A 25,621-nucleotide genomic window follows, 5' to 3' on the forward strand; every position below is an offset into this window, starting at 1 on the left:
GGCGCGGGTCATAGGGACGGCAACACCATCGGCCTCATCCAGTCCACCTGACCACAAGCACGAAGGAGGCCGGCCATTCCCTGGAAGGAGGCATGTGCAGCGCACGACGGAGACTGCCACAGCGCGGAGAGGGCGTGCGCGGCGGGCACAGGGGGACGTGCGCAGTGTGCGGCGGGGGTCGGGCGTGGTGTGCGGTTCCCTTCGGGGTTCAGGTGTCCAGTGGTTCTACCTCTACGTCCTCCAGGTCGGCCAGCAGGTCGATCGCGGTGATCCGGCCGTCGATGATGGTGAACTCGAAGACCATCCGGGTCTGGCCGCGCTGCGACCAGATCAGGCCGGGGGCGCCGTTGACGAGCGCGGGTCGCGCCGCTTGGGCCCGGCCGGAGAAGACCTCGGCCACCGCCGCCGCGCCGAATGCCGACCACGCGCCCGCGCGTGCCGCCGCGTCGTCGGTGCGCAGCCGGACGTCGGGGCCCAGCAGGCCGAGCAGCGCAGCGAAGTCGCCGTCGTGCGCGGCCGTGAGGAACGCCGTGACGACCTCCCGGCGGCGGGCGTCGCCGGCGGCGGGCGCCTGCGCCCCGCGCACCCGGTGGCGGGCGCGGCTGGCGAGCTTGCGGGCCGTGGCCGGCGTCCGGCCGACGATCGGCGCGATCTCCTCGAACGACACCGCGAACAGGTCGTGCAGCACGAACGCCAGGCGTTCGGCCGGGCCCAGCGTGTCCAGGACGGCCAGCAGCGCGAACCCGACCGAGTCGGCGAGCAGCGCGTGCTCCTCGGGGTCGGCGCCGTCGGGCCGGCCGGGCGGCCCGTCCTGCCACGGGTCCTCGCGGCGGGTGTCGCGCGAGCGCAGCATGTTCAGCGCCACCCGCGAGACGACCGTGGTGAGCCAGCCGCCGAGGTTGTCCACGCCGTCCGCGCCCGCGCGGTCCAGCCGCAGCCACGCCTCCTGGACGGCGTCGTCGGCCTCCGCGGACGAGCCGAGGATCCGCTGGGCGACCGTCCGCAGACGGGTCCGGTGCGCCTCGAAGCGTTCGGCCAGGAAGTCGCTCTCCTCCATCGGTCACCTTCCTTCGTCGGGGCGTGTCACAGGAATGACCCACCGGGCCGCCTCCTTGTGACACCGGCCGCCGACATCGCGTAGAGAGGGACCATGACGACTTCCGAGGAGTACGTCCTGCGGCCGGTCGGCAGAGTCGAGTCGCCGCTCACCGACCGGGCCGCCGCGCCCCTGCAGGGGGACGAGGGCGCACCCGACGCCTGGCTGGTGATCGATCCGCGAGCGCGAGCGGCCCTGCACGGCCTCGCTATCGGGGCCGATGTGCTCGTGCTGACCTGGCTGGACCGCGCCCGCCGTGACGTATTGGCCGTGCACCCGCGCGGCGACGCGTCCCGGCCCGAGACGGGCGTGTTCGCCACCCGCTCCCCCGATCGTCCGAACCCGATCGGGCTGCACCGCGTGACGATCCTGGCGATCGAGGGAACCCGGCTTCACGTGCGGAATCTAGAAGCTTTGGACGGCACGCCGGTCATTGACCTCAAGCCCGTCCTCGGCGCCGAGCGATGACCCAGTCGACGGCTGCGTTGAACCCACCCCGGCCCTGAGCCTTGCCCGACCGCTGTGTTGATAGCGATCACGATCCAGGTACCTCACCTAGCAACTGTGTGATGGCCCCTGGCACAGGCACCTCGCCCGGGGCTGCGCTGATGGCGCCTGCGTCCGCGCAACGGCACGTCCTGGCCGGGGACCTCGCTAGTGGTTGTGTTCACTGCCCCGCTCAAGGGCTCGCTCGGCGGCCTTGTTGATGGCGATCATGGCCAGAGGCCCGCCCCGCATCCGTGTTCGCTGCGGCCCCGCTCATGGGCTCGCTTCGCAGTGGCTCGGTGCGGGTCGCCTTCGGCTGGGACGGAGGTATCGCGCGACTGCGTCAGACAGGGATTTCGACCCGGTCCGTGAGGAGGTCCAGGGCGCGGTCCACGTCGGCTTCGGTCGTGGTCAGGTGGAAGGCGCAACGCAGCGCACCGGCCCGGACCGAGGCGATCACGCCGTGCTCGCGCAGCAGTTCGGCGGTCCCCGCCGGGACCGGGACCGACACGATCGCCGAGTCGCCCGGCGGTAGCCCGAGGCCGGTCCGGAAGCGGTTCGCCAGGGCCACGTCGTGCTCGTGGATCGCCGCGACGCCCACCTGTTCCAGCAGTTCCAGCGCGGGCGCGTGGCCCGCCCAGGACTGCCAGGCCGGGGACAGGTCCAGGCGGCGGGCGTCGGGGGCGAGCCGCAGCGGCAGGCCGTAGATGGAGTCCCAGACGTCGTCGCCCGCGTACCAGCCGGCGCCGATCGCCGGGAGGGCGGCCAGGGCCTCGGCGGTGCCGGTCAGGAAGCAGGTGCCGCGCGGGCCGAGCAGCCACTTGTAGCCGCCGCACACCAGCAGGTCGGGCTGTTCCAGGGGCAGCCAGCCGGCGGCCTGGGTGGCGTCCAGCAGCGTGCGGGCGCCGTGCGCGCGGGCCGCGCCGATCAGGTCGGCCATGGGCGCGACGCGGCCGTCCGCCGACTGCACCGCCGACACCGCGACGAGGTCGACGCCGCCGTCCACCGCGTCCACCATGCGCTCCAGCGGCACCGACCGGACCGTCAGGCCGGGACGGGCGGCGAAGGGGAACAGCAGCGAGGTGAAGTCGCCGTCGGCGACCAGCACCGTCGCCCCGGCGGGCAGCGACGCCGCGACGAGGCCGGCGAAGTACGACACCTGCGGGCCCACGGCGACCCGTTCGGCCGGGACGCCGAGCAGGCGGGCGAACGACGCGCGGGACCGGGTCACCGCCTCGTCCAGCGCGGCCGGGACCAGCAGCCCCGCCGCGCGGTCGCGTTCCGCGGCCAGCATCGCCTCGTGCGCCGCGCGCGGCGGCAGCCCGTAGGTGGCGGTGTTGAGGTAGGCGACGTCGGCGGAGAACTCCTGCTGTGCTGCGCTGATCGGCATGCTCATGCCCTCGATCATCGGACGCGGCGGCCCATAGGACAAAGTCCTGTTTTCTGGCGGCCCCATCAAAACGGTTGATACCTTGCCGGGATGCTGGACCTGCATCGCGGGCGCGTCCTGCTGGAGGTGGCGCGGCTCGGTTCGATGTCCGCCGCCGCGCGCGCCCTGTCCTACACCCAGCCCGCCGTGTCCCACCACATCGCGCGGCTGGAGGCCGAGGCGGGCACGCCGCTGGTGATCCGGCACGGGCGCGGGGTGCGCCTCACCGAGGCGGGCCGCATCCTGGCCGAGCACATGGCGGACGTCCTCGCGCGGACCGCCGACGTGCAGGAGCGCATCGCCGCCATCGCCGGGCTGCGCGCCGGGCGGGTCCGCGTCGCGGTGTTCCCGACGGCCGCCGCCGCGCTGCTGCCCGACGCCCTGGCCGGGCTGCGCGACCGCGCCCCGGACGTCGCGGTCACGCTGGTGGAGGCCGAGCCGCCGGGCGCCCTGGCGATGCTGCGCGCGGGCGAGGTCGATCTGGCCGTCGTGTTCGCCTACCCGCACGACCCGCCGGGCGCCGACGCCCGGTTCCGGGAGATCGAGCTGTGCGTGGACCCGGTGCACGTCGCCGTCGGGGCCGGCCATCGGGCGGCGGGCGCGGCGTCGGTGCGGCTCGCCGAGCTGGCCGGGGAGACGTGGGCGTCGGGGTGCGAGCGCTGCCGGGGCCATCTGCTGCACGCGTGCGCGCAGGCCGGGTTCACGCCGGACATCGCGTTCGCGACCGACGACCACGTCGCCGTGCAGCGCCTCGTCGCGCGCGGTCTCGCCGTCACCGCGCTGCCCGGCCTGGCATTCGCGCTGCACCACGAGCCGGACGTGGCGGTGGTGCCGGCGCCCGAGCTCGGCACCCGCCGCGTCGCCGCCGTCGTCCCGGCCGGGCCGCGCCCGCCGGCCGTCGCCGCGCTGCTGGACGGGCTCGCCGCCGCGAGCCGCTGAGCGGACCCCGGGTCAGGGCTGGTCGCCGGGGCAGTACCAGGCCTCGATGATGTCGCTGAACACCCGCACGTGGTTGGCGTAGATGCCACCGTCCAGCAGGATCGCGTCGGTGTCGTCGGTGGAGCGCCCCGACTGCCAGGCGTCGCAGACCTGCACGGCGGTCTCGTCGGCCCAGCCGGGCGGCGCGGTGATGCCGGCGCTCTCGTAGGCGGCGACGAAGGACTGCCCGGGGTCGGCGGGGGCCGGCGTGGGGTCCCGGTCGACGTGCGTCCTGGTGACGGTCGGCGCCGGTTCCGGGCTGACCGTCTTGGTCACCGTCCGCGGGGGTTGCTCGGTGACCGTCTGGGTGGCGGCGGTGGCGTTCCCGGCGGCCCGCTGCGCGTCCTCTCTGCCGACGCCGCAGGCTCCGAGGGCGAACAGCGGCAGGCAGAGCAGCAGTGCGGCGGCGGACCTGTTCTTTGCGTTCATCGGCCCTTCCCTTCACCCGTCCGCCCAGTTCATCAAGGGACGGCGCGCGCGATAACCACGCAAACCCCAACAGAACGCATGAAACTCATTGCCTCCGTGCGACCCGAGCCCGGGAACCATCTGGTCCTACCGTACGTCTTCGATATATCGTTGTCGTATCGCGAGAGGTCAAAGAGATCTCTCAGAAGGTGGTGGCGAACATGCGAGGCACACATGGTCACGGGCCCGAGCTCGGCTGGGCCCTCGCGGCGGCCGCGCTCGGCGCCAAGGCGGCCCGGCACGCGCACACCCACGCGCACGGCCCGCGGACGCACGGCGACTTCGCCGGGATGTTCGGCGGCGGCCCCTTCGGACGCGGCGGGCCCGGGCCGTTCGGTCCCGGCGGGCCCGGCCCGTTCGGCGCCGGCGGCCCGCCGTGGGCGCGGCAGAAGGCCCGCAAGGGCAACGTGCGGGCGGCGATCCTCGCCCTGCTCGCCGAGGAGCCGCGCAACGGCTACCAGATCATCCAGGAGGTGGCCGGGCGGAGCGGCGGCGCCTGGCGGCCGAGCCCCGGCGCGGTCTACCCGGCGCTCCAGCAGCTCGCCGACGAGGGGCTGATCATCGGCGAGGACGGCGCCGGACGGCGCGTCTTCAGCCTCACCGACGAGGGCCGCGCCTACGTCGCCGAGCACCCCGAGGAGGTGCGCGAGCCGTGGGCGGAGATGACGCCCGAGTACGGCGAGGGCGTCCCCGACCTGTTCAAGCAGGTCGCGCAGACCGGAGCGGCGGTCATGCAGATCGTGCACTCGGGCTCGGCCGACCAGGTCACGCGGGCCGCGCGCATCCTGGCCGAGGCGCGCCGCGACCTGTACCGGCTCCTGGCCGACGACGACACGACTCCCACCACGGGCGACGCTTCGGAGGAGTGACGATGACCACCAACGATCTGCGCATCGGCGACGCCGAGCGCGACGCGGTGGCCGCGGCCCTGCGCGACCACTACGCGCAGGGCCGGCTGGACTCCGCCGAACTGGACGAGCGGTTGGATTCCGTGCTCGCCGCCAAAACGCGGGGCCACCTGAAAGAGGTCGTCCGCGACCTGCCCGCACCGAACGGGCTGCCCGAGCCGGAGCGCGCGCTCGTCCCGCCGATGGCGTTCCACCCCGGCCGCCGGCACCACCACCACCCGCGGCACCACCACGGGCGGCGGCATCCGGCGTTCCCGCTGCTGCTCGCGCTGTTCGCGGCCGTGGCGTTCACCGCCGGTCCCGGCGCGGCGTTCTTCACGTTGTTCCAGGTGGCGCTGCTGATCTGGATCGTCAGAGGGGTGGTGCGGCTGGCGGCGGCCCGCCGGGCTCCGCGCTGACCCGCACCCGGCGGAAGATCGATTCCAGCACCTCGTCCGGCATGCCGCGCAGCAGCGCCCGCGCGCTGGTGCCGTGCCGCCGCGCGGCCTCGACCAGCAGCCGCGCGGTGTCGTCGACGACGGCGTCCTCGGCGGTCCCGGTCCCCTTCATACGGCCTCCACTCAGCGCAGCGCGGCGGCCTGCCGCGCGAGTTCCTCGATCCGCGCCCAGTCCCCGGCGCGGACGGCGTCCGCCGGGGTGAGCCAGGACCCGCCGACGCAGCCGACGTTGTCCAGGGCCAGGTAGCCGGGCGCGTTGGCGGGGGTGATCCCGCCGGTCGGGCAGAACCGGATCTGCGGGAGCGGGCCGCCGAGCGACTTCAGCAGGCCGGCTCCGCCGGACGCCTCGGCGGGGAAGAACTTCATGGCGGTGACGCCGCGCTCCAGCAGCGCCATCGCCTCGGAGGCGGTCGCGATCCCCGGCAGGAACGGCAGGCCCGTCGCGGTCATCGCGGCCCGCAGCGCCTCGGTGCAGCCGGGGCTGACCAGGAAGCGGGCGCCCGCGTCCAGCGAGCGCTCGGCGTCCTCGGGCCGCACTACGGTGCCCGCGCCGACGACGGCGTCCGGCACCTCGGCGGCGATGCGGCGCACCGCCTCCAGCGCGGCGGGCGTGCGCAGCGTCACCTCGATCACCGGCAGGCCGCCCGCGACCAGGGCCCTGGCGAGCGGCACCGCGGCGGCCGCGTCCTCCAGCACCACCACCGGGACGACCGGGGCGAGGTTCAGCAGTTCGTCGGCGTTCATGCGGGCTCCAGATCGGAAAGGCTCTGCGCGAGCCGGGCGGCGGCGCCGACCAGCGCCGGGCCGGGATGGACGATCAGCGCGGTCGGGATCGCCCGCAGGTAGTCCTCCACGGGCGGCTTGCTCTCGAACCGCGCGCGGAACGCGCTCGCCTGGAGCACGCCCGCGATGCGCGGCAGGATGCCCCCGCCGAGGTAGACACCGCCGCGTGCCCCCAGGGTAAGCGCGACATTGCCGGCCAGCGAGCCGAGCAGCGCGCAGAAGACCTCGACGGCCTCGGCGCAGACCGGGTCGTCCGGCCGGTCGCAGATCTCGGCGGCGCGCAGCGGCTCGCGCGCCGGCGCCCCGTGGATCAGGGTGAGCAGCCGGTGCGTGCGGGCCAGGCCGTCGCCCGACAACAGGTCCTCGGCGGCGGCCGAGCCGCGCTCGGCGCGCAGCAGCCGCATGATCTGCACCTCGCGGTCGGTGCCGGCCGGGACGTCCACCTGGCCGCCCTCGCTCGGCAGCGGCACCCATCCGGCGGGCGTGGGGACCAGGCCCGCGACGCCGAGGCCGGTGCCGGGGCCGAGCACGGCGAGGGTGCCGTCGTTGCCGGGGAGGGCGTCGCCGCCGATCGGAATCAGGTCGTCGGGGCCGAGGCTCGGCAGGGCGTACGCCAGCGCCTCGAAGTCGTTGAGGATCTCCAGGTGCGCGAGGCCGAGCCGGTCGCGGACGCGCTCGGCGGTGTCGGCGCCCCAGCCCGCGTTGACCAGCCGGAACCGGCCGCCGGCGACCGGCCCGGCGACCGCCAGGCACGCCGCGGACGGCCGCGCGTCCGGCGCGTGCGCGGCCAGGTACGCGGCGGCGGCCTCGGCGAGGCCGGGGTGGGCGCGGGTCGGCAGCGACGCCGCCCGGGTCGTCTGCCCGTCCTCGACCAGCGCGAAGCGGGCGTTGGTGCCGCCGACGTCGGCGACGAGCCAGGTCATCCGAAGACCCCCGCGCCGCGCTCGGCCGGGCCGACGGCCTGGCGGAACGCCTGGAACAGCTCGCGGCCGGTGCCGGCCCACTCCTCGACGCCGGGTGCGCCCCCGTCGGGCTCCCGCGCGGCGAACTCCTCGTCCGGCACCAGCACCTCGAGCAGGCCCTTGTCGGCGTCGAGCCGGACCACGTCGCCGTCGCGGACGCGCGCGAGGGGCCCGCCCGCGGCGGCCTCGGGCGAGACGTGGATGGCGGCGGGGACGGTGCCCGACGCGCCCGACATCCGCCCGTCGGTGACGAGCGCGACCTTGTGTCCGCGGTCCTGCAGCAGCGACAGCGGCGGGGTGAGGCGGTGCAGCTCGGGCATCCCGTTGGCGCGCGGGCCCTGGTAGCGGACGACGGCGACCACGTCGCGGTCCAGCTCGCCGGCGGCGAACGCCTCCTGCAGCGCCTCCTGGGAGTCGAAGACGCGCGCCGGCGCCTCCACGACGCGGCGCTCGGGCGCGACGGCCGACACCTTCACCACGGCCCGGCCGAGGTTGCCGTTCACGGTGTGCAGGCCGCCGTGCTCGTCGAACGGGTCGCGCACCGGCCGCAGCACGGCGGTGTCGCCGGACTCGGCCGCGACGGGACGCCAGGTCAGCGCGCCGTCCTCCAGCACCGGCGCGTTCCGGTACTCCGCCAGCGACGCGCCGCCGACCGTGCGGGCGTCGGCGTGCACGAGCCCGGCGTCCAGCAGCTCGCCGATCAGGAACGCGGTGCCGCCCGCCGCGTGGAAGTGGTTCACGTCGGCGGTGCCGTTCGGGTAGAGGCGGGTGAGCAGCGGCGTGACCTTGGACAGCTCGTCGAAGTCGTCCCAGGTCAGCTCGATGCCCGCGGCGGCGGCCATGGCGACCAGGTGCAGTGTGTGGTTGGTGGAGCCGCCGGTGGCCAGCAGCGCGACGACGCCGTTGGCGAAGGCGCGCTCGTCCAGCAGCTCGCCGGCCGGGGTGTAGCCGTCGCCGAGGTCGGTCAGCTCCAGCACGCGGCGCCCGGCGGCGTCGGTCAGCGCGTCGCGCAGCTCCGTGCCCGGCGGGACGAAGCTGGCGCCCGGCAGGTGCAGGCCCATGACCTCCATGAGCAGCTGGTTGGAGTTGGCCGTCCCGTAGAAGGTGCAGGTGCCCGCCGAGTGGTAGGAGGCGGCCTCGGCCTCCAGCAGCTCCTCGCGGCCGATCTCCCCGGCCGCGAACCGCTTGCGGACCTGCGCCTTCTGCGCGTTCGGCAGCCCCGAGGCCATCGGCCCGGCCGGGACCAGGATCGCGGGCAGGTGCCCGAACGCCAGCGCGCCGATCACCAGCCCCGGCACGATCTTGTCGCAGACGCCGAGGAGCAGCGCCCCGTCGAACATGTCGTGGCTGAGCGCGACGGCGGTCGCCATCGCGATCACGTCCCGGCTGAACAGCGACAGCTCCATGCCCGCGCGGCCCTGGGTGACGCCGTCGCACATGGCGGGCACGCCCCCGGCGAACTGCGCCGTGCCGCCCGCCGCCGCGATCGCGGCCTTCAGCCGGTCGGGGTAGTCCTTGAGCGGCTGGTGCGCCGACAGCATGTCGTTGTAGGACGACACGATCGCGATGTTCGGCGTGGCGTTCCCGCGCAGCTGCAGCTTCTCCAGCGGCCCGCAGGCGGCGAAGCCGTGCGCGAGGTTGGCGCAGCCGAGGCCGCCCCGGGCGGGGCCGGCCGTCCGCGCCTCCCCGATGCGCCGCAGATAGGCGGCGCGGCGGGGCGCGCTGCGCGCGGCGATGCGCTCGGTCACCTGCGCGAGGACGGGGTGGGTCATCGGACGCTCCATGGCCGGGGACGACGAATCGGCAAACTATCCCGAGATCGGCAACCCGGACAAGCCTACTTATGAAGCTTTGATGACAAAACTCCGCCGGTTGAGCCAACTCGACGTGCCGAACAGCCGCATGCTTGACTGTCGGGATGCCCCGTCGCCCTTCCACCAGCGGCGACGTCCTGCGCCTGATCCGCGAGGACGGCGTCGCCACCCGCGCCGAGCTCGGCCGCCTCACCGGCCTGTCCCGCCCGGCCGTCGCGGCCCGGGTGACCGAGCTGATCGAGCACGGCCTGGTCGCCGAGCGCGCGGACGGGCCGTCCACCGGCGGCCGTCCCCCGGCCCGGCTGGCCTTCAACGCCGCGGGCGGCGCCGTGCTCGTCGCCAACCTCGGCCAGTCGCGCGGCCAGCTCGCCGTCTGCGACCTGTCCGGCGCCCTGCTCGCCCAGGCCGAGGCCGACCTGCCGGCCGCCGGCGAGCCGCTCCCCCGCCTGCTGGACCAGTGGGAGGCGCTCCTGGCCGAGGCCGGGCTGTCCCAGGCCGCGGTGCGCGGCGTCGGCCTCGGCGTCCCGGGCGCGGCACAGCCCGGTGAGTGGGACGACGCCTGCGTCCGCGCGCGCTTCGGCGTGCCCGCGCACCTGGACAACGAGGTGAACGCGGCCGCGCTCGGCGAGCACCACGCCGGGCACCGCGACCCCGACCTGCTGTTCGTCAAGGTCTCCACCGGCATCGGCGCGGGCCTGGTCATGGGCGGCCGGATCCAGCGCGGCGCGCTCGGCGCGGCGGGCGAGCTCGGCCACGTCCCGGTCACCGGGGGCGGCGGCGTCCCCTGCCGCTGCGGCAACCTCGACTGCGTCGAGGCGGTCGCGGGCGGCGCCGCCCTGCTCGCCCGCTCCCCCGCCGCCACCCTCGGCGAGCTGGCCGCCCTCGCCCGGGCCGGCGACCCGGCGGCCGTGGCGCTGATCCGCGAGGCGGGGCGCCGGCTGGGCGAGGTCGTCGCGACCGCCGTCAACCTGCTGAACCCGGCGGTCGTCGTCCTCGGCGGCGACCTCACCGGCGCCTACGACCCGCTGATCGCGGGCGTCCGCGAGGTGGTCTACCAGCGCGCCACCGCCCTCGCCACCAGCCGGCTGCGCATCGAGCCGAGCCGGCTCGGCGACGCCGCGGGCCTCATCGGCTGCGCCGCGATGGTGCTGGACCGCATCCTGGCCCCCGAGGCCGTCGACGCCGCCCTCGCCCGGTAACGGAATTCGATCGCCTCGCCCGCGCCCGGCGGCAACCCGGTGAACCCGCCCGGCCGGCCACCGGCCATGGCAGGATCGACGGACGCTCGGGCCCGCCCGGGCGCCGTACGGGACACGATGGGGGTCTCCCGGCGAAAAAGACGAGACCGATCACGCCGGGACTGGGATGCCGGCCGCCCTGCTCACGGCACCGATGCCGAACAGGGTGGTTTCCGGCGGCACGGGGTGAGCACGGAGGACGGCATGGCGAACGAAGCATTACCAACCGGGCGGAGCGGACGCCTGGCCGCGGCGCGCCCGCTGCTGACCGAGATCACCCTGCTGCTCGTCCTGTTCGCCGCGTACAAGTGGGGGCGGCAGCTCGTCGAGGGCAGCGTCGGCACGGCGATGGGGAACGCGGCCGACCTGTGGGGCGCCGAGCGCTCGCTCGGGCTGCCCGACGAGATCGCGGTGCAGCGGTGGGCGCTCGGCTGGGACCACACCGCGTTCCTGGCCAACCTGTACTACGTGGGCGTGCACTTCCCCGGGACGACGCTGCTGCTCGGCTGGCTGTGGGCGCGGCACCGGGCGTCCTACAAGCGGGTGCGCAACGAGCTGGTCGCGCTGACGGCGTTCGGGATGGCCGTGCACATGGCCTATCCGCTGGCGCCGCCCCGGCTGGCCGGGCTCGGCGCGGTCGACACGATGCTGACGGTCGGCCCGTCGGCCTATCCGGAGGCGGCGAGCGGGATCGCCAACCAGTACGCCGCGATGCCGTCCCTGCACATCGGCTGGGCGCTGGTCGTGGCGGTCGCGGTGCTGCGGGTGTCGCGCAGCCGGTGGCGCTGGGCCGTCGCGCTGCACGCCCCCGTCACGGTGCTGGTGGTCGTCGTCACCGCCAACCACTACTGGCTCGACGGGGTCGTCGCCGCGGTCCTGCTGGCCCTCGCGGTCGCCGTCGTCGCCGCCATCACGCGGTGGCGGCGCGCGGCTCGCACCGGGGAGCCGGCGCAGCAGCCGGCCGCCGAGGAGCCCGCGCTCGCCCCGGCGGGCTAGGGCCGGCGGCGCACCTTGCGCCAGGCGGTGCGGGCGTAGCCGTTCAGCTTGTCGCTGACGCGGCGCGCGGCGGGGAACTCGGTGCCGAGCAGGCCGAGGCCGGCCAGGATCGCCACCACGCCGGGCCCGGGCAGCACCATCATCACGATGCCCGCGAGGATCAGGAGGACGCCGGCGACCGCGACCGCCGCCTTGCGCAGCGGGCCCGACCGGGCGGCCTGGACCGGGACGAGGTCGCTCGCCGGGCGGTCGCCCGTGGTCGGCTCACCCGTGGTCGGCTCACCGGTGGTCGGCTCACCGGTGGTCGGCTGAACAGTGCTCAACAGGGCCTCCTCTGGGATCGGCTCTTGTTGCTTCAGACGATCAGAGGGCGGCCGGAGAGCCCGGGTGTGACCCATCGCACAGGAGGCGGGCCTGCGCGGCGGGCCCGCCTCCTGCGCCCGGGCGGCCTCAGATGGCGTTGCCGCGGTCGCGGTACCCCATGCTGCCGGGCCCCTTGGTGCCCGCCCGGCCGGGGTCGTCCCCGCCGCCGATGTTGTGCGCCTCACCGGGCGCCTGCGTGTTCTCGCTCACCGGGGACGGCGACTTGTACCGGTGCTGCCGCATCTTCTCTTCCGCTGTCTTGTGCTTCTTCGACATGAGTTCCCCCCACTCGTCGGTTCGGCGACAAGGCCGCTCATCCGTTGCTCTACCCACCGCGAAGCGGGACAAAAGAACTCATTTCCCCAGGCGGGTGCGGACGACCAGGTCGTTCAGCGCCGGGTAGGCCGCCGGCCGCGGCGGCAGGGACGAGGCGGCCCGCTCCTCCTCCAGCCGCGCCGACAGCGCCTCGACGTCGCCGCTCAGCACCTCGTGCCCGGGCGCGTCCGCCGGCAGCCCGCCCTGCTCCGCCGCCGCCTTGGCCTCGATGAGCCCGGCCAGGTAGGACGGCCCGTACTCGGCGGCCAGCTCCGGCAGGCCCGGCCGCACCTCGCCGGTCCGCATCAGGTGGATCCCGGTCAGATACGAGCGGAAGGTGTAGAGCAGCGGCTTCAGCCGTTTTCCGGCCTCGAACGCCCGCCACCGGCCGCGCCCGAACCCGCCGTAGTGGTGGGCGTGGTTGGACGTCACCACCTGCGGCACCAGCGCCAGCAGCTCCTCGTGGACCGGCGAGGACGCCAGCACCAGCGGCGAGACGAGCTGCTCCAGCACGTCCCCGCTGCCCTTCAGCAGCAGCTTGCAGAACTTGCCGAGGTCGTGGGTGACGATGTCGGTCTCGACGCCGTCGTGGTCGCCCATCCAGGTGAAGGTCTCGCGGCCCACGTCCAGGCCCACGACCTGCTCCACCGGCAGCAGGTGCGCGCCGCGCACGTCGACGTCGGAGTCGCGGGAGGCGAACCCGTACAGGTGCGCGCCGCTGATCGTCACGAACGCGCGGGGGTGGGGGTGCTCGGCGTCCAGCCGGCCCAGCAGGCCCTCGGGCAGGGTCACCATTCCAGGCTCCTTCGCCGGACGGAGATCAGGAACTCCTCGACGCGGTCACGGTCAGGCTCGGCGGGCAGCAGGGTGCTCTCCAGGGCCTTGTCGACGCCCTCGGCGAGGTGGGCGCGCCAGGCGACGACCTCGTCCCAGGGCGTCTCGCCGCGCCGCACCGCGAGCAGGCGCTCGCGCATGTCGCCGACGTCCACCAGCGGCTCGCCGCGCAGCAGCAGGTGCCACCCGGAGGCCAGCAGCCGCAGCATGTGCATCACGTGCTTCCAGTTGATCTCACCGCGGTTGCGCAGGTCGCCCTCGATCTTGCGGAACTGGCTGTCGGCGTAGCGGACGAACGTGCGGTGCGCGTGCCGCGACAGGAACGCCGTCCGCAGCGCGAGCAGCTCCTCGCCGACCGGCGTCACCGACTCGACCAGCGACGACCACAGGCACTCCAGGACGGTCGGGTTCGCCGACAGCGCCAGCTGGCAGAAGCGCTCCAGCTCCCAGGAGAACTGCTCGGGCAGCGGGCCGTCCATATGCGTCGGCGGCTTGTCGAACCGCCAGAACAGCGGTGCCGGGGCCGCGTAGACGCCGCGCCGGTCGGTGTCGCTCTCCTCGGTCGCGAGGCCGTACGCGCGCGAGCCGACGACGACCGCCAGCACGGTGTGGTCGCGGACGAGCGTGTGATCCATGACCCCAGGCTCCCCTACCGCCGGCGCAGCCGCGATCCAATTACCGGCAAACCGGTTGATAACGGTTGCGTTGCGACGGATTGACAGTGAGCCAGGTCACGGTCTTCTCTGTGTGGGAGCGCTCCCACACCTCTGATCGGAAGGAAACGCCATGCGGGACAACGGGCGGAACCGGCCGCGCATCGCCGTGCTGGCGGCACTGGCGACGGTCCTCGCGGCCACCGCCGCGTGCGGCGGCGGCGACGGCGGGGGCGGCAGCAAGGACGCCGACTCCGGCCCCGTCACCCTGACCGTCGACGTGTTCGGCGAGTTCGGCTACGACGGGCTCTACAAGCAGTACGAGGCGTCCCACCCGGGCGTCACGATCAAGCAGCGCAAGGTCTCCACGCTGGACGACTACAAGCCGCGCATCCAGCAGTGGATCGCGACCGGCAGCGGCGCCGGCGACGTCGTCGCGCTGGAGGAGGGCATCCTCGCCACCTACATGCAGCAGCGGGGCAAGTTCCTCAACCTGCTCGACTACGGCGGCGCGTCGCTCCAGCAGAACTACCTGCCGTGGAAGTGGCAGATGGGCCTCAGCCCCGACGGCAAGCAGCTCGTCGGGCTCGGCACCGACATCGGCCCGCTCGGCATGTGCTACCGCAAGGACCTGTTCAAGAAGGCCGGCCTGCCGACCGAGCGCGACGAGGTCTCCAAGCTCTGGCCGACCTGGGACGGCTTCTTCCAGGCCGGGCAGCGGTTCCAGGCCAAGCAGCCGGGCGTCAAGTGGCTGGACGGCCCCGCGGCGATCCTGCGCACCACCGTGCTGCAGGAGTCGGGCAAGGGGCCCGGCTACAGCTACTTCGACAAGGACAACAAGCTCGTCTTCGATACCAACCCCGCCATCAAGACCGCGTTCGACACGACGCTGAAGTTCGAGCAGGCCAAGATGACCGGCGACATGCAGGTCTTCACGCCGCCGTGGCAGACCGCGCTGAAGCGCGACACCTTCGCCACGGTGCCGTGCCCGTCGTGGATGCTCGGCGGCATCGAGGAGTTCTCCGGCTCCTACGGCAAGGGCAAGTGGGACGTGGCGGCGGTGCCCGGCGGCAGCGGCTACTGGGGCGGGTCGTGGCTGGCGGTGCCGAAGCAGACCAAGCACCCGAAGCAGGCCGCGGAGCTGGCCAAGTTCCTGACCGGCACGCAGGGCCAGGTCGGGGCCTACAAGGAGAAGAACACCTTCCCGTCGGCGACGACGGCCGCGCAGGACCCGGCCGTGGCGAACGCCAAGAGCCCCTACTTCAGCGACGCGCCGACCGGACGGCTGTTCGGGGAGATGGCGGCGCAGGTCAAGCCCGTCTACCTCGGCCCGCGCAACGAGGACGTGCGGCAGGCGGTGGAGAACGTCCTCATCTCGGTCGGGCAGGGCAAGATCCCGGCCGACCAGGCGTGGGGCAAGGCCGTCGAGGCGGCGAAGAAGGCCGCGCGCTGACCGGGGTCCATGGCGGCGGCGCCCCGTTCACCGGGCGCCGCCGCTCTTTCCGAAAGGAGGGCCGGATGGTCCTCGATCTGCATCCGGCGCGCGACGGCGCACCGCCGGCGGGAGAGCGGCCCGCATCGCGTGGCGTGCGTGCGCGCTTGGCCCGGCTCGATCTGAAGTTCTCGCCCTACCTGTTCATTTCGCCGTTCTACCTGGTGTTCCTCCTCTTCGGGGCGTTCCCGCTCGGCTACACGTTCTGGGTTTCGCTGCACAGCTGGGGCCTCGCCTCGGGCGAGCGCCGCTGGACGGGCCTGGAGAACTACCGCTACCTGGCCGGCGACGCCGACTTCTGGCACGCGGTGGTCAACACCGTCGGCATCTTCGCGGTGTCGACCGTGCCGCAGCTGCTGCTGGCGCTCGTCGTCGCCAACGCGCTGAACCGGAAACTGCGCGGCGCGACGCTGCTGCGCATCGGGATGGTCGCGCCGCTGGTCACCTCGACGGCGGCGGTCGCGATCGTGTTCACCCAGCTGTTCGACCGCGACTTCGGGATGGTCAACTGGCTGTTCGGAGCACACGTCGACTGGCAGGCCGGCCGCGGCTGGTCCTGGCTGGCGATCTCGGCGATGGTCGACTGGCGCTGGACCGGCTACAACGCGCTGATCTACCTGGCCGCGATGCAGGCGATCCCGCGCGACCTGTACGAGGCGGCGGCGATCGACGGCGCGTCCCGCGCGCGCCAGTTCTGGCAGATCACCGTGCCGCTGCTGCGGCCGACGATCCTGTTCACCGTCGTCGTGTCCACGATCGGCGGGCTGCAGCTGTTCACCGAGCCGGTGCTGTTCGGCTCCGGCTCGGCCGACCGGATGGACGGCGGCGCGCTGCACCAGTTCCAGACGATCACGATGTACATGTTCGGCAACGCCTTCGGCGACGACCGCTACGGCTACGGCGCCGCGGTCGCCTGGGCGCTGTTCCTGCTGATCATCGTGTTCTCCCTGGTCAACTTCGCGTTCGTGCGCCGGGCGGGAGGGACCCGATGACCAGGCACCGGGGGATCCGCGACGCGACCCCGCTCACCTACCTCACGCTGCTGGCGGCCGTCGCGCTGTCGGTGTTCCCGATCTACTGGATGGTCGTGGTGGCGACCCGCACCAACGACGTGGTGTCGGACGTCCCGCCGCCGCTGCTGCCCGGCGGGCACCTCGGCGGCAACGTGGAGCGGCTGTTCGCCAACCCCGACGCCTACTTCGCCAAGGGGCTGCTGAACTCGGCGCTCGCCTCGGGCGCGGTGACGCTGTCCACGGTGTTCTTCGCCTCGCTCGCCGGGTTCGCGTTCGCCAAGCTGCGCTTTCGAGGCCGGAACGCGCTGCTGCTCACGATCGTGGCGACCATGATGATCCCGGTGCAGATGGGCGTCGTCCCGCTCTACATGATCATGGTGCGGCTGGGCTGGCAGAACCATCTTCAGGCGGTGATCGTGCCGTTCCTGGTGACCGGGTTCGGGGTGTTCATGATGCGCCAGTACGCCGCGCAGGCCGTCCCGGACGAGCTGATCGAGGCCGCCCGCGTCGACGGCTGCTCCACCTTCGGCGTCTACTGGCGCGTCGTGCTGCCCGCGCTCCGCCCGGCGGCGGGCGTGCTCGGGCTGTTCACCTTCATGCAGACCTGGAACGAGTTCATGTGGCCGCTGGCGGTGCTGAACCCCGAGAACCCGACCGTCCAGCTGTCGATCAACAACCTGGCCACCGGCCACTTCAGCGACTACACGCTCATGTTCGCCGGCACGACGGTGGCGATCCTGCCGCTGCTCGCGGTGTTCGCCCTGTTCGGCCGCCAGATCATCGGCGGCATCATGGAAGGCGCGGTGAAGGCATGACCTCCTACGGTTTCCCGGCGGGCTTCGGCTGGGGCGCGGCGACCGCCGCCTACCAGGTCGAGGGCGCGGCCGCGGAGGACGGGCGCGGCCCGTCGATCTGGGACGACTTCTGCCGCGTGCCCGGCGCGGTGCTGAACGGCGACACCGGCGACGTCGCGGTGGACCACTACCACCGCGCCGCCGAGGACGTCGCGCTGATGGCGGGCCTCGGCCTGGACCGCTACCGGTTCTCGATCTCCTGGCCGCGGGTGCTGCCCGAGGGCGCGGGCCGCGTCAACCAGGCGGGCCTGGACTTCTACCGGCGGCTCGTGGACGAGCTGCTCGCGGCGGGCGTCGAGCCGTGGCCGACGCTGTACCACTGGGACCTGCCGTCGGTGCTGGAGGACGCGGGCGGCTGGCCCGAGCGCGAGACCGCGCACCGGTTCGCCGACTACGCCGCGCTCGTGCACGAGGCGCTCGGCGACCGGGTCCGGCACTGGACGACGGTGAACGAGCCGTGGTGCACCGCCTTCCTCGGGTACGCCTCGGGCGAGCACGCGCCGGGGCGCCGCGAGCCCGCCGCCGCGCTGTGGTCGGCACATCACCTGATGCTCGGGCACGGCCTGGCGGTGGAGGCGATGCGCGCGCAGCGGCCGGACAACCGGTTCGGCGCGGCGGTGAACCTGTACGCGGTGGCGCCGGAGACCGGTCACGCCGACGACGTGGACGCGGCCCGCCGCGTCGACGGGATGCAGAACCGGCTGTTCCTCGACCCGCTCCTGACCGGCCGCTACCCCGAGGACGTCCTCGCCGACGTCGCCGCGCACGGCTTCGCGCCGAAGGACTCCGACCTCGCCGTGATCGCGCAGCCGCTGGACCAGCTCGGGGTCAACTACTACTCGCGGCACACCGTCTCGGGGCGGCCGGGCACGGCGGCGCAGGCCGCGTCGTCGCCGTTCTCGGCGCACTCGCCGTGGGTCGGCAGCGAGCACGTCCGCTTCGTCCCGACGGGCCGGCCCGTCACCGGCATGGGCTGGGAGATCGACGAGGACGGCCTGCACGAGGTGCTGACCCGGCTGCACCGCGAGTACCCGGCCGTCCCGCTCTACATCACCGAGAACGGCGCCGGGTACGAGGAGGACCCGGGCGGCGACGGCACCGTCCACGACAGCGAGCGCATCGCCTATCTGGAGGCGCACCTGAAGGCGTGCCATCGTGCGATCGCGGACGGTGTGCCGCTTCGCGGCTACTTCGTCTGGTCGCTGCTGGATAATTTCGAATGGGCGTGGGGCTACGGCAAGCGTTTCGGGCTGGTCCACGTCGACTACGGGACCCAGCGCCGGGTGCCGAAGGACAGCGCGCGCTGGTACGCGGGCGTGATCGAGCGGGGCGGCCTCTGACGGGCCGTCCCGGCGAAGGGGGCCGCATGGCGGGCAGGAGCACGCGCCCGACGCTGGAGGAGGTCGCGGCGCGGGCCGGCGTCGGCCGCGGCACGGTGTCGCGCGTCGTCAACGGCTCCCCCCGGGTGAGCGAGCAGGCCCGCGCGGCGGTCCGGCGGGCCATCGACGAGCTCGGCTACGTGCCGAACCGGGCGGCGCGGTCGCTGGTGACGCGGCGGACCGACACCGTCGCGCTCGTCGTCGCCGAGTCCGAGCAGCGGCTGTTCGCCGAGCCGTACTTCGCCGGCGTCATCCGCGGCATCAGCGGCGCGCTCGGCGACACCGGCCTGCAGCTGCTGCTCGCCCTCGCCCGCTCCCCCGCCGAGTACGACCGGCTGGAGGAGTACCTGACCGCCCAGCACGTCGACGGGGTGCTGTTCACCTCGCTGCACGCCGACGACCCGCTGCCCGCCCGGCTGGAGGCGAGCGGCGTGCCGACGGTGCTGAACGGCCGCCCGCCGGGCCTGGCCCCGGTCAGCTACGTCGACGTCGACAACCGGGCCGGCGCGCAGGAGGCCGTCGGGCACCTGATGTCGCTCGGCCGCCGCCGCATCGCCACCATCGCCGGGCCCCAGGACATGGGGCCCGGCGTGGACCGCCTCAACGGGTACCGGGTGCCGCTCGCCGAGGCGGGGCTGCCCGAGTTCGTCGCCTACGGCGACTTCAGCGAGGCGAGCGGCATCGCCGCGGCCGAGGAGCTACTGGCCCGCGAGCCCGCCATCGACGCGATCTTCGCGGCGGACGACCCGATGGCGCTCGGCGCGCTGCGGGTGCTGCGCCGCCACGGCCGCCGGGTGCCCGCCGACGTGGCGGTGGTCGGGTTCGACGACTCGCCCGCCGCGGCGCTGGCCGATCCGCCGCTGACGACGGTGCACCAGTCGCCCGAGGAGATGGGCCGCCAGATGGCGCGGCTGCTGGTCGCCCGGATCCGCGGCGAGGAGCTGCCCGAGCCGGTGGTGATCCTGCGGCCCCGGCTGGTGCGCCGCGAGTCGGCCTGACGATTCCCCCGGCAAGGTCTTGACCAGTGCTTTTGGGATGGACCGGACGGCCGCTGGGAAGGATCCAGGGCAGTTCCCGCGACCCGTCTAGAGGAGGACCGTGCCCATGGCTCCCGTCCTGGAGGAACTGGACCACGCCGAGTGCCTGCGGCTGATCGCGCCGGGCGGCGTCGGCCGGGTCGGCTTCGACGACGGGCAGGGCCCGGCCGTCCTGCCCGTCAACTACGTCGTGGACGGCGACTCGGTGGTGTTCCGCACCGCCGTCGAGGGCCGCCTGGACAGCGGGGTGACGACCGGCGTGCAGGACGCCGACGTGCGCATCGCCTTCGAGGTCGACCGGTTCGACGAGGACAGCCGGCAGGGCTGGAGCGTGATGCTGCGCGGCGGCGCGCACCACATGTCGCCCGAGGAGGCGGCGGACGCGCCCACCGTCGACCCGTGGCCGGGCGGCGAGCGCGACGCCCACATCCGGCTCACCCCGCGCACCGTCACCGGGCGCCGCGTCCGCCAGGACGGCTGAGCCGCTACAGCGGCCGGACCCCGGTGGCCTGCGGGCCCTTCGGGCCCTGCTCGGTGGTGTACTCGACCCGCTGGTCCTCGCGCAGCGTGCGGTAGCCCTGCGTGTCGATCGCCGAGTGGTGGACGAACACGTCCGGGCCGCCGTCGTCGGGCTTGATGAAGCCGAAGCCCTTGTCGTCGCTGAAGAACTTCACGGTCCCCTGGGCCATCTATGGTCTCCCTCATGTGCGCTGACGTGGCCGGACCCGGTGCCGGGCCGCCGCCACCAGCGTCTCACGGAACGGCGAAGGCGCTGTCGCGGGCGTCGGTGATCGCCATGTGGCCGGGGGCGTGGCCGATCGCCAGCTTCGGCCGCGAGTGCGTCACCGCGGCCTGCGGTGTGACGCCGCACGCCCAGAACACCGGGATCTCGCCGGCGCGGACGTCCACCGGGTCGCCGAAGTCGGGTTCGTCCAGGTCGGCGATGCCGAGCGCGGCCGGGTCGCCGATGTGCACCGGCGCGCCGTGCACCGCCGGGTAGCGGGAGGTGACGCGGACGGCGTCGGCGACCAGGCCCGCCGGGACCGGCCGCATCGACACCACCAGCGGGCCGGCCAGGCCGCCGGCGGGGCGGCACATGCGGTCCGTCCGGTACATCGGCACGTTGCGGCCCTGCTCGACGTGGCGGACCGGGACGCCCGCCTCCCGCAGCGCGTCCTCGAAGGTGAAGCTGCAGCCGATGAGGAACGCCACCAGGTCGGGGCGCCAGTGGTCGCGCACGTCGGCGACCCACGCGACCGGCTCGCCGTCCTCGTAGACGACGTAGCCGGGCAGGTCGGTGCGCAGGTCCCCGGCGAACAGCCGGGCCGAGGTCTCCCCCGGTTCGGTGACGTCCAGCACCGGGCACGGCCCGGGGTTGCGCTGCGCGAACAGCAGCACGTCGTAGGCCTGGGCGCGCGGCACCGCGATCAGGTTGGCCTGGGTCCAGCCGGCGCACCAGCCGGCGGTGGGGGTGCGCAGCCCGGCGCGGAACAGCGCGCGGGCCTGGCCGGGCGTGAGGGCGGCGGGATTCGGCGGGGTCTCCGGCATGGGCTCTCCCTCGCGGTCGCCGGCTTTCAGCCTACGTACCCGGTCAGACCCGGAACAGGTCCCGCTCGACGTGGTCGAGCGCGAGGCGGAGCGCGCCGAGCCCGACCGCGTCGGCGCCGAGCTCGGCGGCCTCGATGCGCACCGGCGTCACGCAGAGCGGCCGCACCCGCCGCCGCAGCGTCTCCATCAGCCGGTCGCCGGCGCCCGCGACGACGACCACCTCGGGGTCCAGGGCCAGCGCCGCCCCGGCGATGCCGTGCACCATCGCGTCGTCGTCCGCCGGGCCCGACAGGCCGAGGCCGGGCCGGACGCCGACCTCGCCCGCCGCGCCCGAGCGGCCCCGGTGCAGCCGGCCGCCGGCGACGACGCCCATCCCGGTGTGCTCGCCGGCCAGCACGTACAGCACGTCGTCGGCGCCGCGGGCCGCGCCCGCCCAGCGCTCGGCGAGCGCGGCGAGGTTGGCGTCGTTGTCGACCAGGACGGGGCGGCCGAGCGCGCGGCCGAGCACCCGGCCGAGCTCGACGCCGGCCCAGCCGGGCAGCACCTCGCAGCGGGCGACCCGGCCGTCCGCGGTGACCACGCCCGGGGTGCCGGCGCCGGCCGCCCACAGCGCGGACCGCTCGACGCCCGCCTTGGCGAGGGCCGCCCGGACCGCGGTCCGCACCGCGGCGAGCCGCTCGGCGGGCGGCCAGCCGTGCCCGAGGACGGCGTGGTGCCGGGCGGCGGCCTCCCCGGCGAGGTCGGCGACGAACACCCCCACGTGCGCGGCGCCGATGCCGACGCCGAGCGCGTGCCCGGCGGCGGCGTGGAACCGGTAGCGGCGGGCCGGGCGGCCCCGGCCCTGCCGGGCCGCGGCCGCGGTCACCAGGCCGCGCCCGGCGAGATCGGCCAGCACGTCCTCGGTCGTCGGCCGCGACAGCCCGGCGCGGGCCGCCAGCTCGGTCAGCGTCGGCTCGCCGCCGTCGCGCAGCCCGCGCAGCACGGCCGCGGTGTTCAGGCGCCGCAGCACCGAGGAGTCGCCGCCGGGCACGTTCACCGCCCCGCGAACGAGGCCCGGTAGGCGCTCGGGGTGACGCCGAAGCGCCGCACCAGGTGCGCCCGCAGCGAGTCGGCGCTGCCGAGGCCGCAGTGGTGGGCGACCAGGTCCATCGGCAGGCCGGTCGTCTCCAGCAGCTCCCGGGCGCGCTCCAGGCGCTGCCGCAGCAGCCACTGCAGCGGGCTCTGCCCGGTCTCGGCGTGGAAGCGGCGGGTCAGCGTGCGGGTGCTGACCTGGGCGTGCGCGGCGAGGGCGGCCAGGGTGAGCGGCTCGTGCAGCCGCCCGAGCGCCCAGGCGCGGGTCGCGGCGATCGTGTCGTCCCGGCCCTGCGGCACCGCGACGACCTGCGCCTGCCCGGCGGGGCGCGTCGGGGCCGCGACCGCGGCGCGCGCCGCGTCCGCCGCGACCGCCGCGCCGTGGTCCTCGGCGACGATGTGCAGGCACAGCTCCACGCCCGCCGCCGCGCCCGCCGAGGTGAGGACGGGCCCGTCGGCGACGTACAGCACGTTCGGGTCGACCCGCACCCGCGGGAAGCGGCGCGCCAGCTCGGCCGCCAGGCTCCAGTGGGTGGTGGCGCGGTGGCCGTCCAGCAGACCGGCCTGGGCCGGCACGAACACACCGGTGCAGATCGCGGCGACCCGGCCCCGCGCGCCGCGCACCAGGTCCAGGACGGACGCGCCGGGGTCGTCCCGGCCGCCCCCGCCGACCACGATCAGGGTGTCGGCGTCCGCCGCGGCGGCCAGGCCGTCCGGGGCCAGGACCGGTGGACCCACGACGGCCTCGACCGGGCCGGGCTCGGCGGCGCAGACCAGCACCCGGTAGCGGTCCTCCCCGGCGGAGTCGAAGACCATCCGCGCGATCGCCAGGTCGAACGACATGACCGGCGGCACCAGGACGAACGCGATCCGCTGCATGGCCAGAACCTCCGGTTCACTGGCGGGCGCACCCCTGCCGCGCGGCGGCGGCCGACCCCAGGGTGGAACCCGTCACCACCATCGAACCAAAGGATCGGCCATGTCCTTCCACATCGTCGTCGGCGCCGGGGCCACCGGCATCGCCACCGCCCTCCTGCTCGCCGGGTCGGGCGAGCGCGTCCGGCTCGTCACCCGCGGCGGCAGCGGACCCGAGCACCCGTTGGTCGAGCGCGTCGCGCTCGACGCCGCCGACGCCGCCGCCCTCACCGAGGCGGCGCGCGGCGCGGCCACGGTCTTCAACGCGGCGGCGCCCGCCTACCACACCTGGCCGACCACGCTGCCGCCGCTGTTCCGCGCCGTCCTGAGCGCCGCCGAGCACGCCGGCGCCGACTACGTCATGCTCGGCAACCTGTACGGCTACGGCCCCGTCGACGGGCCCCTCACCGAGGACCTGCCGCTGCTCGCCACCGGCCCGAAGGGCGAGGTCCGCGCCCGGATGTGGCGCGAGGCCGAGGCCGCGCACCGGGCCGGCCGGGTCCGGGTGACCGAGGTGCGCGCCGGCGCGTTCCTCGGGACCGGCGCGGTCTCGTGGTTCACCCTGCTGGTCGAGCCGCACGTGCGCGCCGGGCGGCCCGCGCTCGTCCAGGGCCGGCCGGACGTGCCGCACGGGTTCACCGCCGTCGCCGACGTGGCGGCGGCGCTCCTCGCGGTCTCCCGGGGCGATCGCGCCTGGGGCCGGGCCTGGCACGCTCCGGTGACGAACGCCACGGCGCAGGAGGCGGCGGCCGTCCTCGCCGAGGCCGCCGGCGCCCCCGCGCCCCGGCTGGCGGGGATGACGGACCGGGAACTGACGCTGCTCGGCCTCACGTCGCCGCTCTGGAACGAGCTATGGGAGATCGCGTACATGACGGACCGGCCGTTCGTGGTGGACTCCTCCGGGATCGAGGACGCCTTCGGCCTCAAGCCGACCCCGCTGGAGGAGGTGTTCGCGGGCTAGCGGGGATCGCGGCCGCCGAACGCGGCGACCCGGTCGTAGAGGGGGGCGTCCTCGGGGACGCTCACCTCGGGGCCGATGTGCTGGCCGTCGGCCTCGTCGCCGCGGAACTCGGGCTTGAGGTTGGCGTGCCCCCAGCGCAGGGCGCGCTCCCCGAGCGCGGGGTCGAGGTCGGTGGGCTGGCCGGTCGCCTTGGCGACGTCCCAGGCGTGGATGACCAGCTCGGCGAGCTGCTGGTCAATGGTCCAGGACGCGGGCACCTCCCCGAACGGCAGGCGGATCTTGCGGTCGAGCGCGCCGGGCGCGCGCCAGGCCGCGACGAGCTCGTCGGCGGCGGCCTGGTAGGCGGCGCTCCAGTCCGGGCCGAGGTCACCGGCCGGGTGGCGCTTCCCTCCGGCGGTGACGACGGCGAACTGGTGCACCTCGTCCACGATGTGCGCGACCAGGGCGCGCACGTCCCAGGACCGGCACGGCGTCGGCAGCGTCGCCTGCCCGGGGAGGACGGCGGCGATGACGCGGCCGGTCTGGTCGAGCGCGCGCACGAGATCGGCGATGGGGTCCACAGGATCCTCCTACCTCAGGGACGGTCGGAGGTACAGACCCGGCGCGGGCGCGGAATTCATCTGCGGGCACACCGATGGCCGGGTGCAAGGCCGCACCCGGCCATCGATGCCCCCTGCCGGAGGTCTTTAGGGACGGCGCCCTTCGCCGGGCCGCTCCTCGTCGCCGGGCAGCGCGGACAGGCCGCCGCCCATCTGGTGGTCGGCGGGCAGACCGGGGCGCTCGCCGAGCGCGGAGCCCATGTCGTTCTCACCGCCGGGCCGCGCGGCCGAGCCGGTCCGGCCGCCGAACTGCTCGCCGGGCCGCGTGCCGGGGCCGGCGCCGAACTCGTCGTCCGCGCGCGCTCCGGGGCCGATGCCGGACTGCGGGCCGAGCCCGGCGTCGGGCCGGGTGTGCGGGACGTCCGCGACGGGCGAGCCGGGCTCGCCGCCGAGGCCCGAGGCGGGCTCGGCGCCCGGCACGACACCGGGCGGGGCCGCACCGGGCGCGCCGACGGCGCCGACGGGCGGGGCGGGCTCGCCCGGCAGTGCGGTGTCCGCCGGCCGGTCCGCGGACTCGATGAACTCCTTGAAGCGCTCGAGGTCGCCCTTGACGCGCCGGTCGACGAGGTTGAGCGCGTCGCCGATCTTCTCGACGGCGCCCTCGGGCTCGAAGTCCATCTCCAGCCGGATCCGGGTCCGGTCCGCCCCGAGCGGGCTGAAGGTGACCGCGCCGGCCTGCCGCGGCTTGTCCAGCGAGACCCAGGCGACCCGCTGGTCCTGGATCTGCTCGGTGGTCTCGGCGTCGAAGTCGCGGTTCACACCGGCGATGCTGGTGTGCCAGCGGGTGCGCGTCTCGGAGATCTGCTCGATCGCGTCGACGCCGTCCATGAAGCGCGGGAACTCGCCGAACCGCGTCCACTGGTCGTAGGCGACCCGTACCGGCACATCGACGTCGACGGAGTGCTCGATGGTGCTCATCACGTCCTCCTCGTCATCGTGGTCCGGCCCTCCCCCGTGTGCCGGCGGGCAAACAAGGTTTTCGCGGAACGCCG

At 74.7% G+C, this 25,621-nt stretch carries 30 protein-coding genes; 13 read left to right on the top strand and 17 right to left on the bottom strand.

Annotated features, from left to right (window positions below):
- Positions 1-208 precede the first annotated feature (208 nt).
- On the bottom strand, positions 209-1,057 hold the full coding sequence (locus ACRB68_RS30525) for a sigma-70 family RNA polymerase sigma factor (RefSeq protein ID WP_153538598.1): 849 nt from the start codon (positions 1,055-1,057) through the stop codon (positions 209-211).
- 93 nt (positions 1,058-1,150) lie between these two features.
- Here ACRB68_RS30525 and tsaA point away from each other — a divergent pair, with 93 nt between their 5' ends.
- Complete coding sequence (gene tsaA / locus ACRB68_RS30530) at positions 1,151-1,564, top strand: tRNA (N6-threonylcarbamoyladenosine(37)-N6)-methyltransferase TrmO (RefSeq protein WP_153538600.1); 414 nt, start codon at positions 1,151-1,153, stop codon at positions 1,562-1,564.
- A 361-nt stretch (positions 1,565-1,925) separates the two neighbouring features.
- Here the strand turns inward: tsaA and ACRB68_RS30535 are convergent, their stop codons facing one another.
- Positions 1,926-2,978, bottom strand: a complete 1,053-nt coding sequence (locus ACRB68_RS30535) for an aminotransferase class V-fold PLP-dependent enzyme (protein WP_235960413.1) — start codon at positions 2,976-2,978, stop codon at positions 1,926-1,928.
- Between the two features lie 84 nt (positions 2,979-3,062).
- On the opposite strand from ACRB68_RS30535, the gene ACRB68_RS30540 reads away from it, so the two are divergent.
- Positions 3,063-3,950 carry a LysR family transcriptional regulator gene (locus ACRB68_RS30540; protein ID WP_153538604.1) on the top strand — a complete coding sequence of 296 codons (888 nt, stop codon included), beginning with the start codon at positions 3,063-3,065 and terminating at the stop codon, positions 3,948-3,950.
- Positions 3,951-3,962: 12 nt separating this feature from the next.
- Here the strand turns inward: ACRB68_RS30540 and ACRB68_RS30545 are convergent, their stop codons facing one another.
- Positions 3,963-4,418, bottom strand: a complete 456-nt coding sequence (locus tag ACRB68_RS30545) for a DUF732 domain-containing protein (RefSeq protein ID WP_153538606.1) — start codon at positions 4,416-4,418, stop codon at positions 3,963-3,965.
- A gap of 200 nt (positions 4,419-4,618) precedes the next feature.
- On the opposite strand from ACRB68_RS30545, the gene ACRB68_RS30550 reads away from it, so the two are divergent.
- Positions 4,619-5,326, top strand: coding sequence for a PadR family transcriptional regulator (locus ACRB68_RS30550; protein WP_153538609.1), 708 nt, complete (start codon positions 4,619-4,621; stop codon positions 5,324-5,326).
- 2 nt (positions 5,327-5,328) lie between these two features.
- Positions 5,329-5,763 (top strand): DUF1707 SHOCT-like domain-containing protein, encoded by a 435-nt coding sequence (locus ACRB68_RS30555; RefSeq protein ID WP_153538611.1) that lies wholly within the window; start codon positions 5,329-5,331, stop codon positions 5,761-5,763.
- Here the strand turns inward: ACRB68_RS30555 and ACRB68_RS30560 are convergent.
- From ACRB68_RS30560 to edd, 4 genes are read right to left on the bottom strand one after another with little or no spacing between them, the layout of a single operon-like run.
- The gene (locus ACRB68_RS30560) at positions 5,717-5,914 is read right to left on the bottom strand and encodes a hypothetical protein (RefSeq protein WP_153538612.1); all 198 of its coding nucleotides are present in this window, start codon (positions 5,912-5,914) and stop codon (positions 5,717-5,719) included. The genes ACRB68_RS30555 and ACRB68_RS30560 overlap by 47 nt on opposite strands.
- Before the next feature lie 11 nt (positions 5,915-5,925).
- Positions 5,926-6,546, bottom strand: a complete 621-nt coding sequence (eda, locus tag ACRB68_RS30565) for a bifunctional 4-hydroxy-2-oxoglutarate aldolase/2-dehydro-3-deoxy-phosphogluconate aldolase (protein WP_153538614.1) — start codon at positions 6,544-6,546, stop codon at positions 5,926-5,928.
- The gene (gene glk / locus ACRB68_RS30570) at positions 6,543-7,508 is read right to left on the bottom strand and encodes a glucokinase (protein WP_153538616.1); all 966 of its coding nucleotides are present in this window, start codon (positions 7,506-7,508) and stop codon (positions 6,543-6,545) included. The genes eda and glk overlap by 4 nt, the downstream gene beginning before the upstream one ends.
- Positions 7,505-9,319, bottom strand: coding sequence for a phosphogluconate dehydratase (gene edd, locus ACRB68_RS30575; protein WP_153538618.1), 1,815 nt, complete (start codon positions 9,317-9,319; stop codon positions 7,505-7,507). Before edd ends, glk begins: the two co-directional genes overlap by 4 nt.
- 146 nt (positions 9,320-9,465) lie before the next feature.
- On the opposite strand from edd, the gene ACRB68_RS30580 reads away from it, so the two are divergent.
- Positions 9,466-10,560 carry an ROK family transcriptional regulator gene (locus ACRB68_RS30580; RefSeq protein WP_153538620.1) on the top strand — a complete coding sequence of 365 codons (1,095 nt, stop codon included), beginning with the start codon at positions 9,466-9,468 and terminating at the stop codon, positions 10,558-10,560.
- A gap of 243 nt (positions 10,561-10,803) precedes the next feature.
- Positions 10,804-11,595 carry a phosphatase PAP2 family protein gene (locus tag ACRB68_RS30585; protein WP_153538622.1) on the top strand — a complete coding sequence of 264 codons (792 nt, stop codon included), beginning with the start codon at positions 10,804-10,806 and terminating at the stop codon, positions 11,593-11,595.
- Here the strand turns inward: ACRB68_RS30585 and ACRB68_RS30590 are convergent.
- The 4 genes from ACRB68_RS30590 to ACRB68_RS30605 all read right to left on the bottom strand — a co-directional run bounded on the left by ACRB68_RS30590 (position 11,592) and on the right by ACRB68_RS30605 (position 13,742).
- The gene (locus ACRB68_RS30590) at positions 11,592-11,918 is read right to left on the bottom strand and encodes a PGPGW domain-containing protein (RefSeq protein ID WP_235960416.1); all 327 of its coding nucleotides are present in this window, start codon (positions 11,916-11,918) and stop codon (positions 11,592-11,594) included. The two genes, ACRB68_RS30585 and ACRB68_RS30590, sit on opposite strands and share 4 nt — an antisense overlap.
- 127 nt (positions 11,919-12,045) lie before the next feature.
- A complete protein-coding gene (locus ACRB68_RS30595; protein WP_153538626.1) occupies positions 12,046-12,234 on the bottom strand; it encodes a hypothetical protein in 189 nt (62 codons plus the stop codon).
- A gap of 78 nt (positions 12,235-12,312) precedes the next feature.
- Positions 12,313-13,068, bottom strand: coding sequence for a nucleotidyltransferase domain-containing protein (locus ACRB68_RS30600; RefSeq protein WP_153538628.1), 756 nt, complete (start codon positions 13,066-13,068; stop codon positions 12,313-12,315).
- Positions 13,062-13,742 (bottom strand): nucleotidyltransferase domain-containing protein, encoded by a 681-nt coding sequence (locus ACRB68_RS30605; protein ID WP_153538630.1) that lies wholly within the window; start codon positions 13,740-13,742, stop codon positions 13,062-13,064. Before ACRB68_RS30605 ends, ACRB68_RS30600 begins: the two co-directional genes overlap by 7 nt.
- 151 nt (positions 13,743-13,893) lie before the next feature.
- On the opposite strand from ACRB68_RS30605, the gene ACRB68_RS30610 reads away from it, so the two are divergent.
- The 6 genes from ACRB68_RS30610 (at position 13,894) to ACRB68_RS30635 (ending at position 20,016) form a co-directional block, all read left to right on the top strand.
- A complete protein-coding gene (locus tag ACRB68_RS30610; RefSeq protein ID WP_153538632.1) occupies positions 13,894-15,213 on the top strand; it encodes an ABC transporter substrate-binding protein in 1,320 nt (439 codons plus the stop codon).
- Between the two features lie 65 nt (positions 15,214-15,278).
- Positions 15,279-16,244 (top strand): carbohydrate ABC transporter permease, encoded by a 966-nt coding sequence (locus ACRB68_RS30615; protein WP_153538634.1) that lies wholly within the window; start codon positions 15,279-15,281, stop codon positions 16,242-16,244.
- Complete coding sequence (locus tag ACRB68_RS30620; protein WP_153538635.1) at positions 16,241-17,080, top strand: carbohydrate ABC transporter permease; 840 nt, start codon at positions 16,241-16,243, stop codon at positions 17,078-17,080. The genes ACRB68_RS30615 and ACRB68_RS30620 overlap by 4 nt, the downstream gene beginning before the upstream one ends.
- Positions 17,077-18,459 carry a GH1 family beta-glucosidase gene (locus ACRB68_RS30625; protein ID WP_153538637.1) on the top strand — a complete coding sequence of 461 codons (1,383 nt, stop codon included), beginning with the start codon at positions 17,077-17,079 and terminating at the stop codon, positions 18,457-18,459. Before ACRB68_RS30620 ends, ACRB68_RS30625 begins: the two co-directional genes overlap by 4 nt.
- 26 nt (positions 18,460-18,485) lie before the next feature.
- Entirely contained in the window at positions 18,486-19,496 is a 1,011-nt protein-coding gene (locus tag ACRB68_RS30630; protein ID WP_153538639.1) for a LacI family DNA-binding transcriptional regulator, read from the top strand.
- Between the two features lie 106 nt (positions 19,497-19,602).
- Entirely contained in the window at positions 19,603-20,016 is a 414-nt protein-coding gene (locus ACRB68_RS30635; protein WP_153538641.1) for a pyridoxamine 5'-phosphate oxidase family protein, read from the top strand.
- 4 nt (positions 20,017-20,020) lie between these two features.
- On the opposite strand, the gene ACRB68_RS30640 is transcribed toward ACRB68_RS30635, so the two are convergent.
- The 4 genes from ACRB68_RS30640 to ACRB68_RS30655 form a co-directional block, all read right to left on the bottom strand.
- Entirely contained in the window at positions 20,021-20,224 is a 204-nt protein-coding gene (locus ACRB68_RS30640; protein WP_153538643.1) for a cold-shock protein, read from the bottom strand.
- Between the two features lie 64 nt (positions 20,225-20,288).
- On the bottom strand, positions 20,289-21,083 hold the full coding sequence (locus ACRB68_RS30645; protein ID WP_153538645.1) for a putative hydro-lyase: 795 nt from the start codon (positions 21,081-21,083) through the stop codon (positions 20,289-20,291).
- A gap of 43 nt (positions 21,084-21,126) precedes the next feature.
- Positions 21,127-22,119 (bottom strand): ROK family transcriptional regulator, encoded by a 993-nt coding sequence (locus ACRB68_RS30650; protein WP_207709871.1) that lies wholly within the window; start codon positions 22,117-22,119, stop codon positions 21,127-21,129.
- Entirely contained in the window at positions 22,116-23,033 is a 918-nt protein-coding gene (locus ACRB68_RS30655; protein WP_153538647.1) for a GlxA family transcriptional regulator, read from the bottom strand. The genes ACRB68_RS30650 and ACRB68_RS30655 overlap by 4 nt, the downstream gene beginning before the upstream one ends.
- A gap of 100 nt (positions 23,034-23,133) precedes the next feature.
- On the opposite strand from ACRB68_RS30655, the gene ACRB68_RS30660 reads away from it, so the two are divergent.
- Positions 23,134-24,030 carry an NAD-dependent epimerase/dehydratase family protein gene (locus ACRB68_RS30660; RefSeq protein ID WP_153538648.1) on the top strand — a complete coding sequence of 299 codons (897 nt, stop codon included), beginning with the start codon at positions 23,134-23,136 and terminating at the stop codon, positions 24,028-24,030.
- Here the strand turns inward: ACRB68_RS30660 and ACRB68_RS30665 are convergent.
- Complete coding sequence (locus tag ACRB68_RS30665) at positions 24,027-24,590, bottom strand: TIGR03086 family metal-binding protein (protein WP_153538650.1); 564 nt, start codon at positions 24,588-24,590, stop codon at positions 24,027-24,029. The two genes, ACRB68_RS30660 and ACRB68_RS30665, sit on opposite strands and share 4 nt — an antisense overlap.
- Before the next feature lie 126 nt (positions 24,591-24,716).
- Positions 24,717-25,547 (bottom strand): SRPBCC family protein, encoded by an 831-nt coding sequence (locus ACRB68_RS40660; RefSeq protein ID WP_207709872.1) that lies wholly within the window; start codon positions 25,545-25,547, stop codon positions 24,717-24,719.
- Positions 25,548-25,621 lie beyond the last annotated feature (74 nt).

It is taken from the genome of Actinomadura macrotermitis, assembly GCF_009604375.1.
In the GTDB taxonomy this organism is placed as follows: Bacteria; Actinomycetota; Actinomycetes; order Streptosporangiales; family Streptosporangiaceae; genus Spirillospora; species Spirillospora macrotermitis.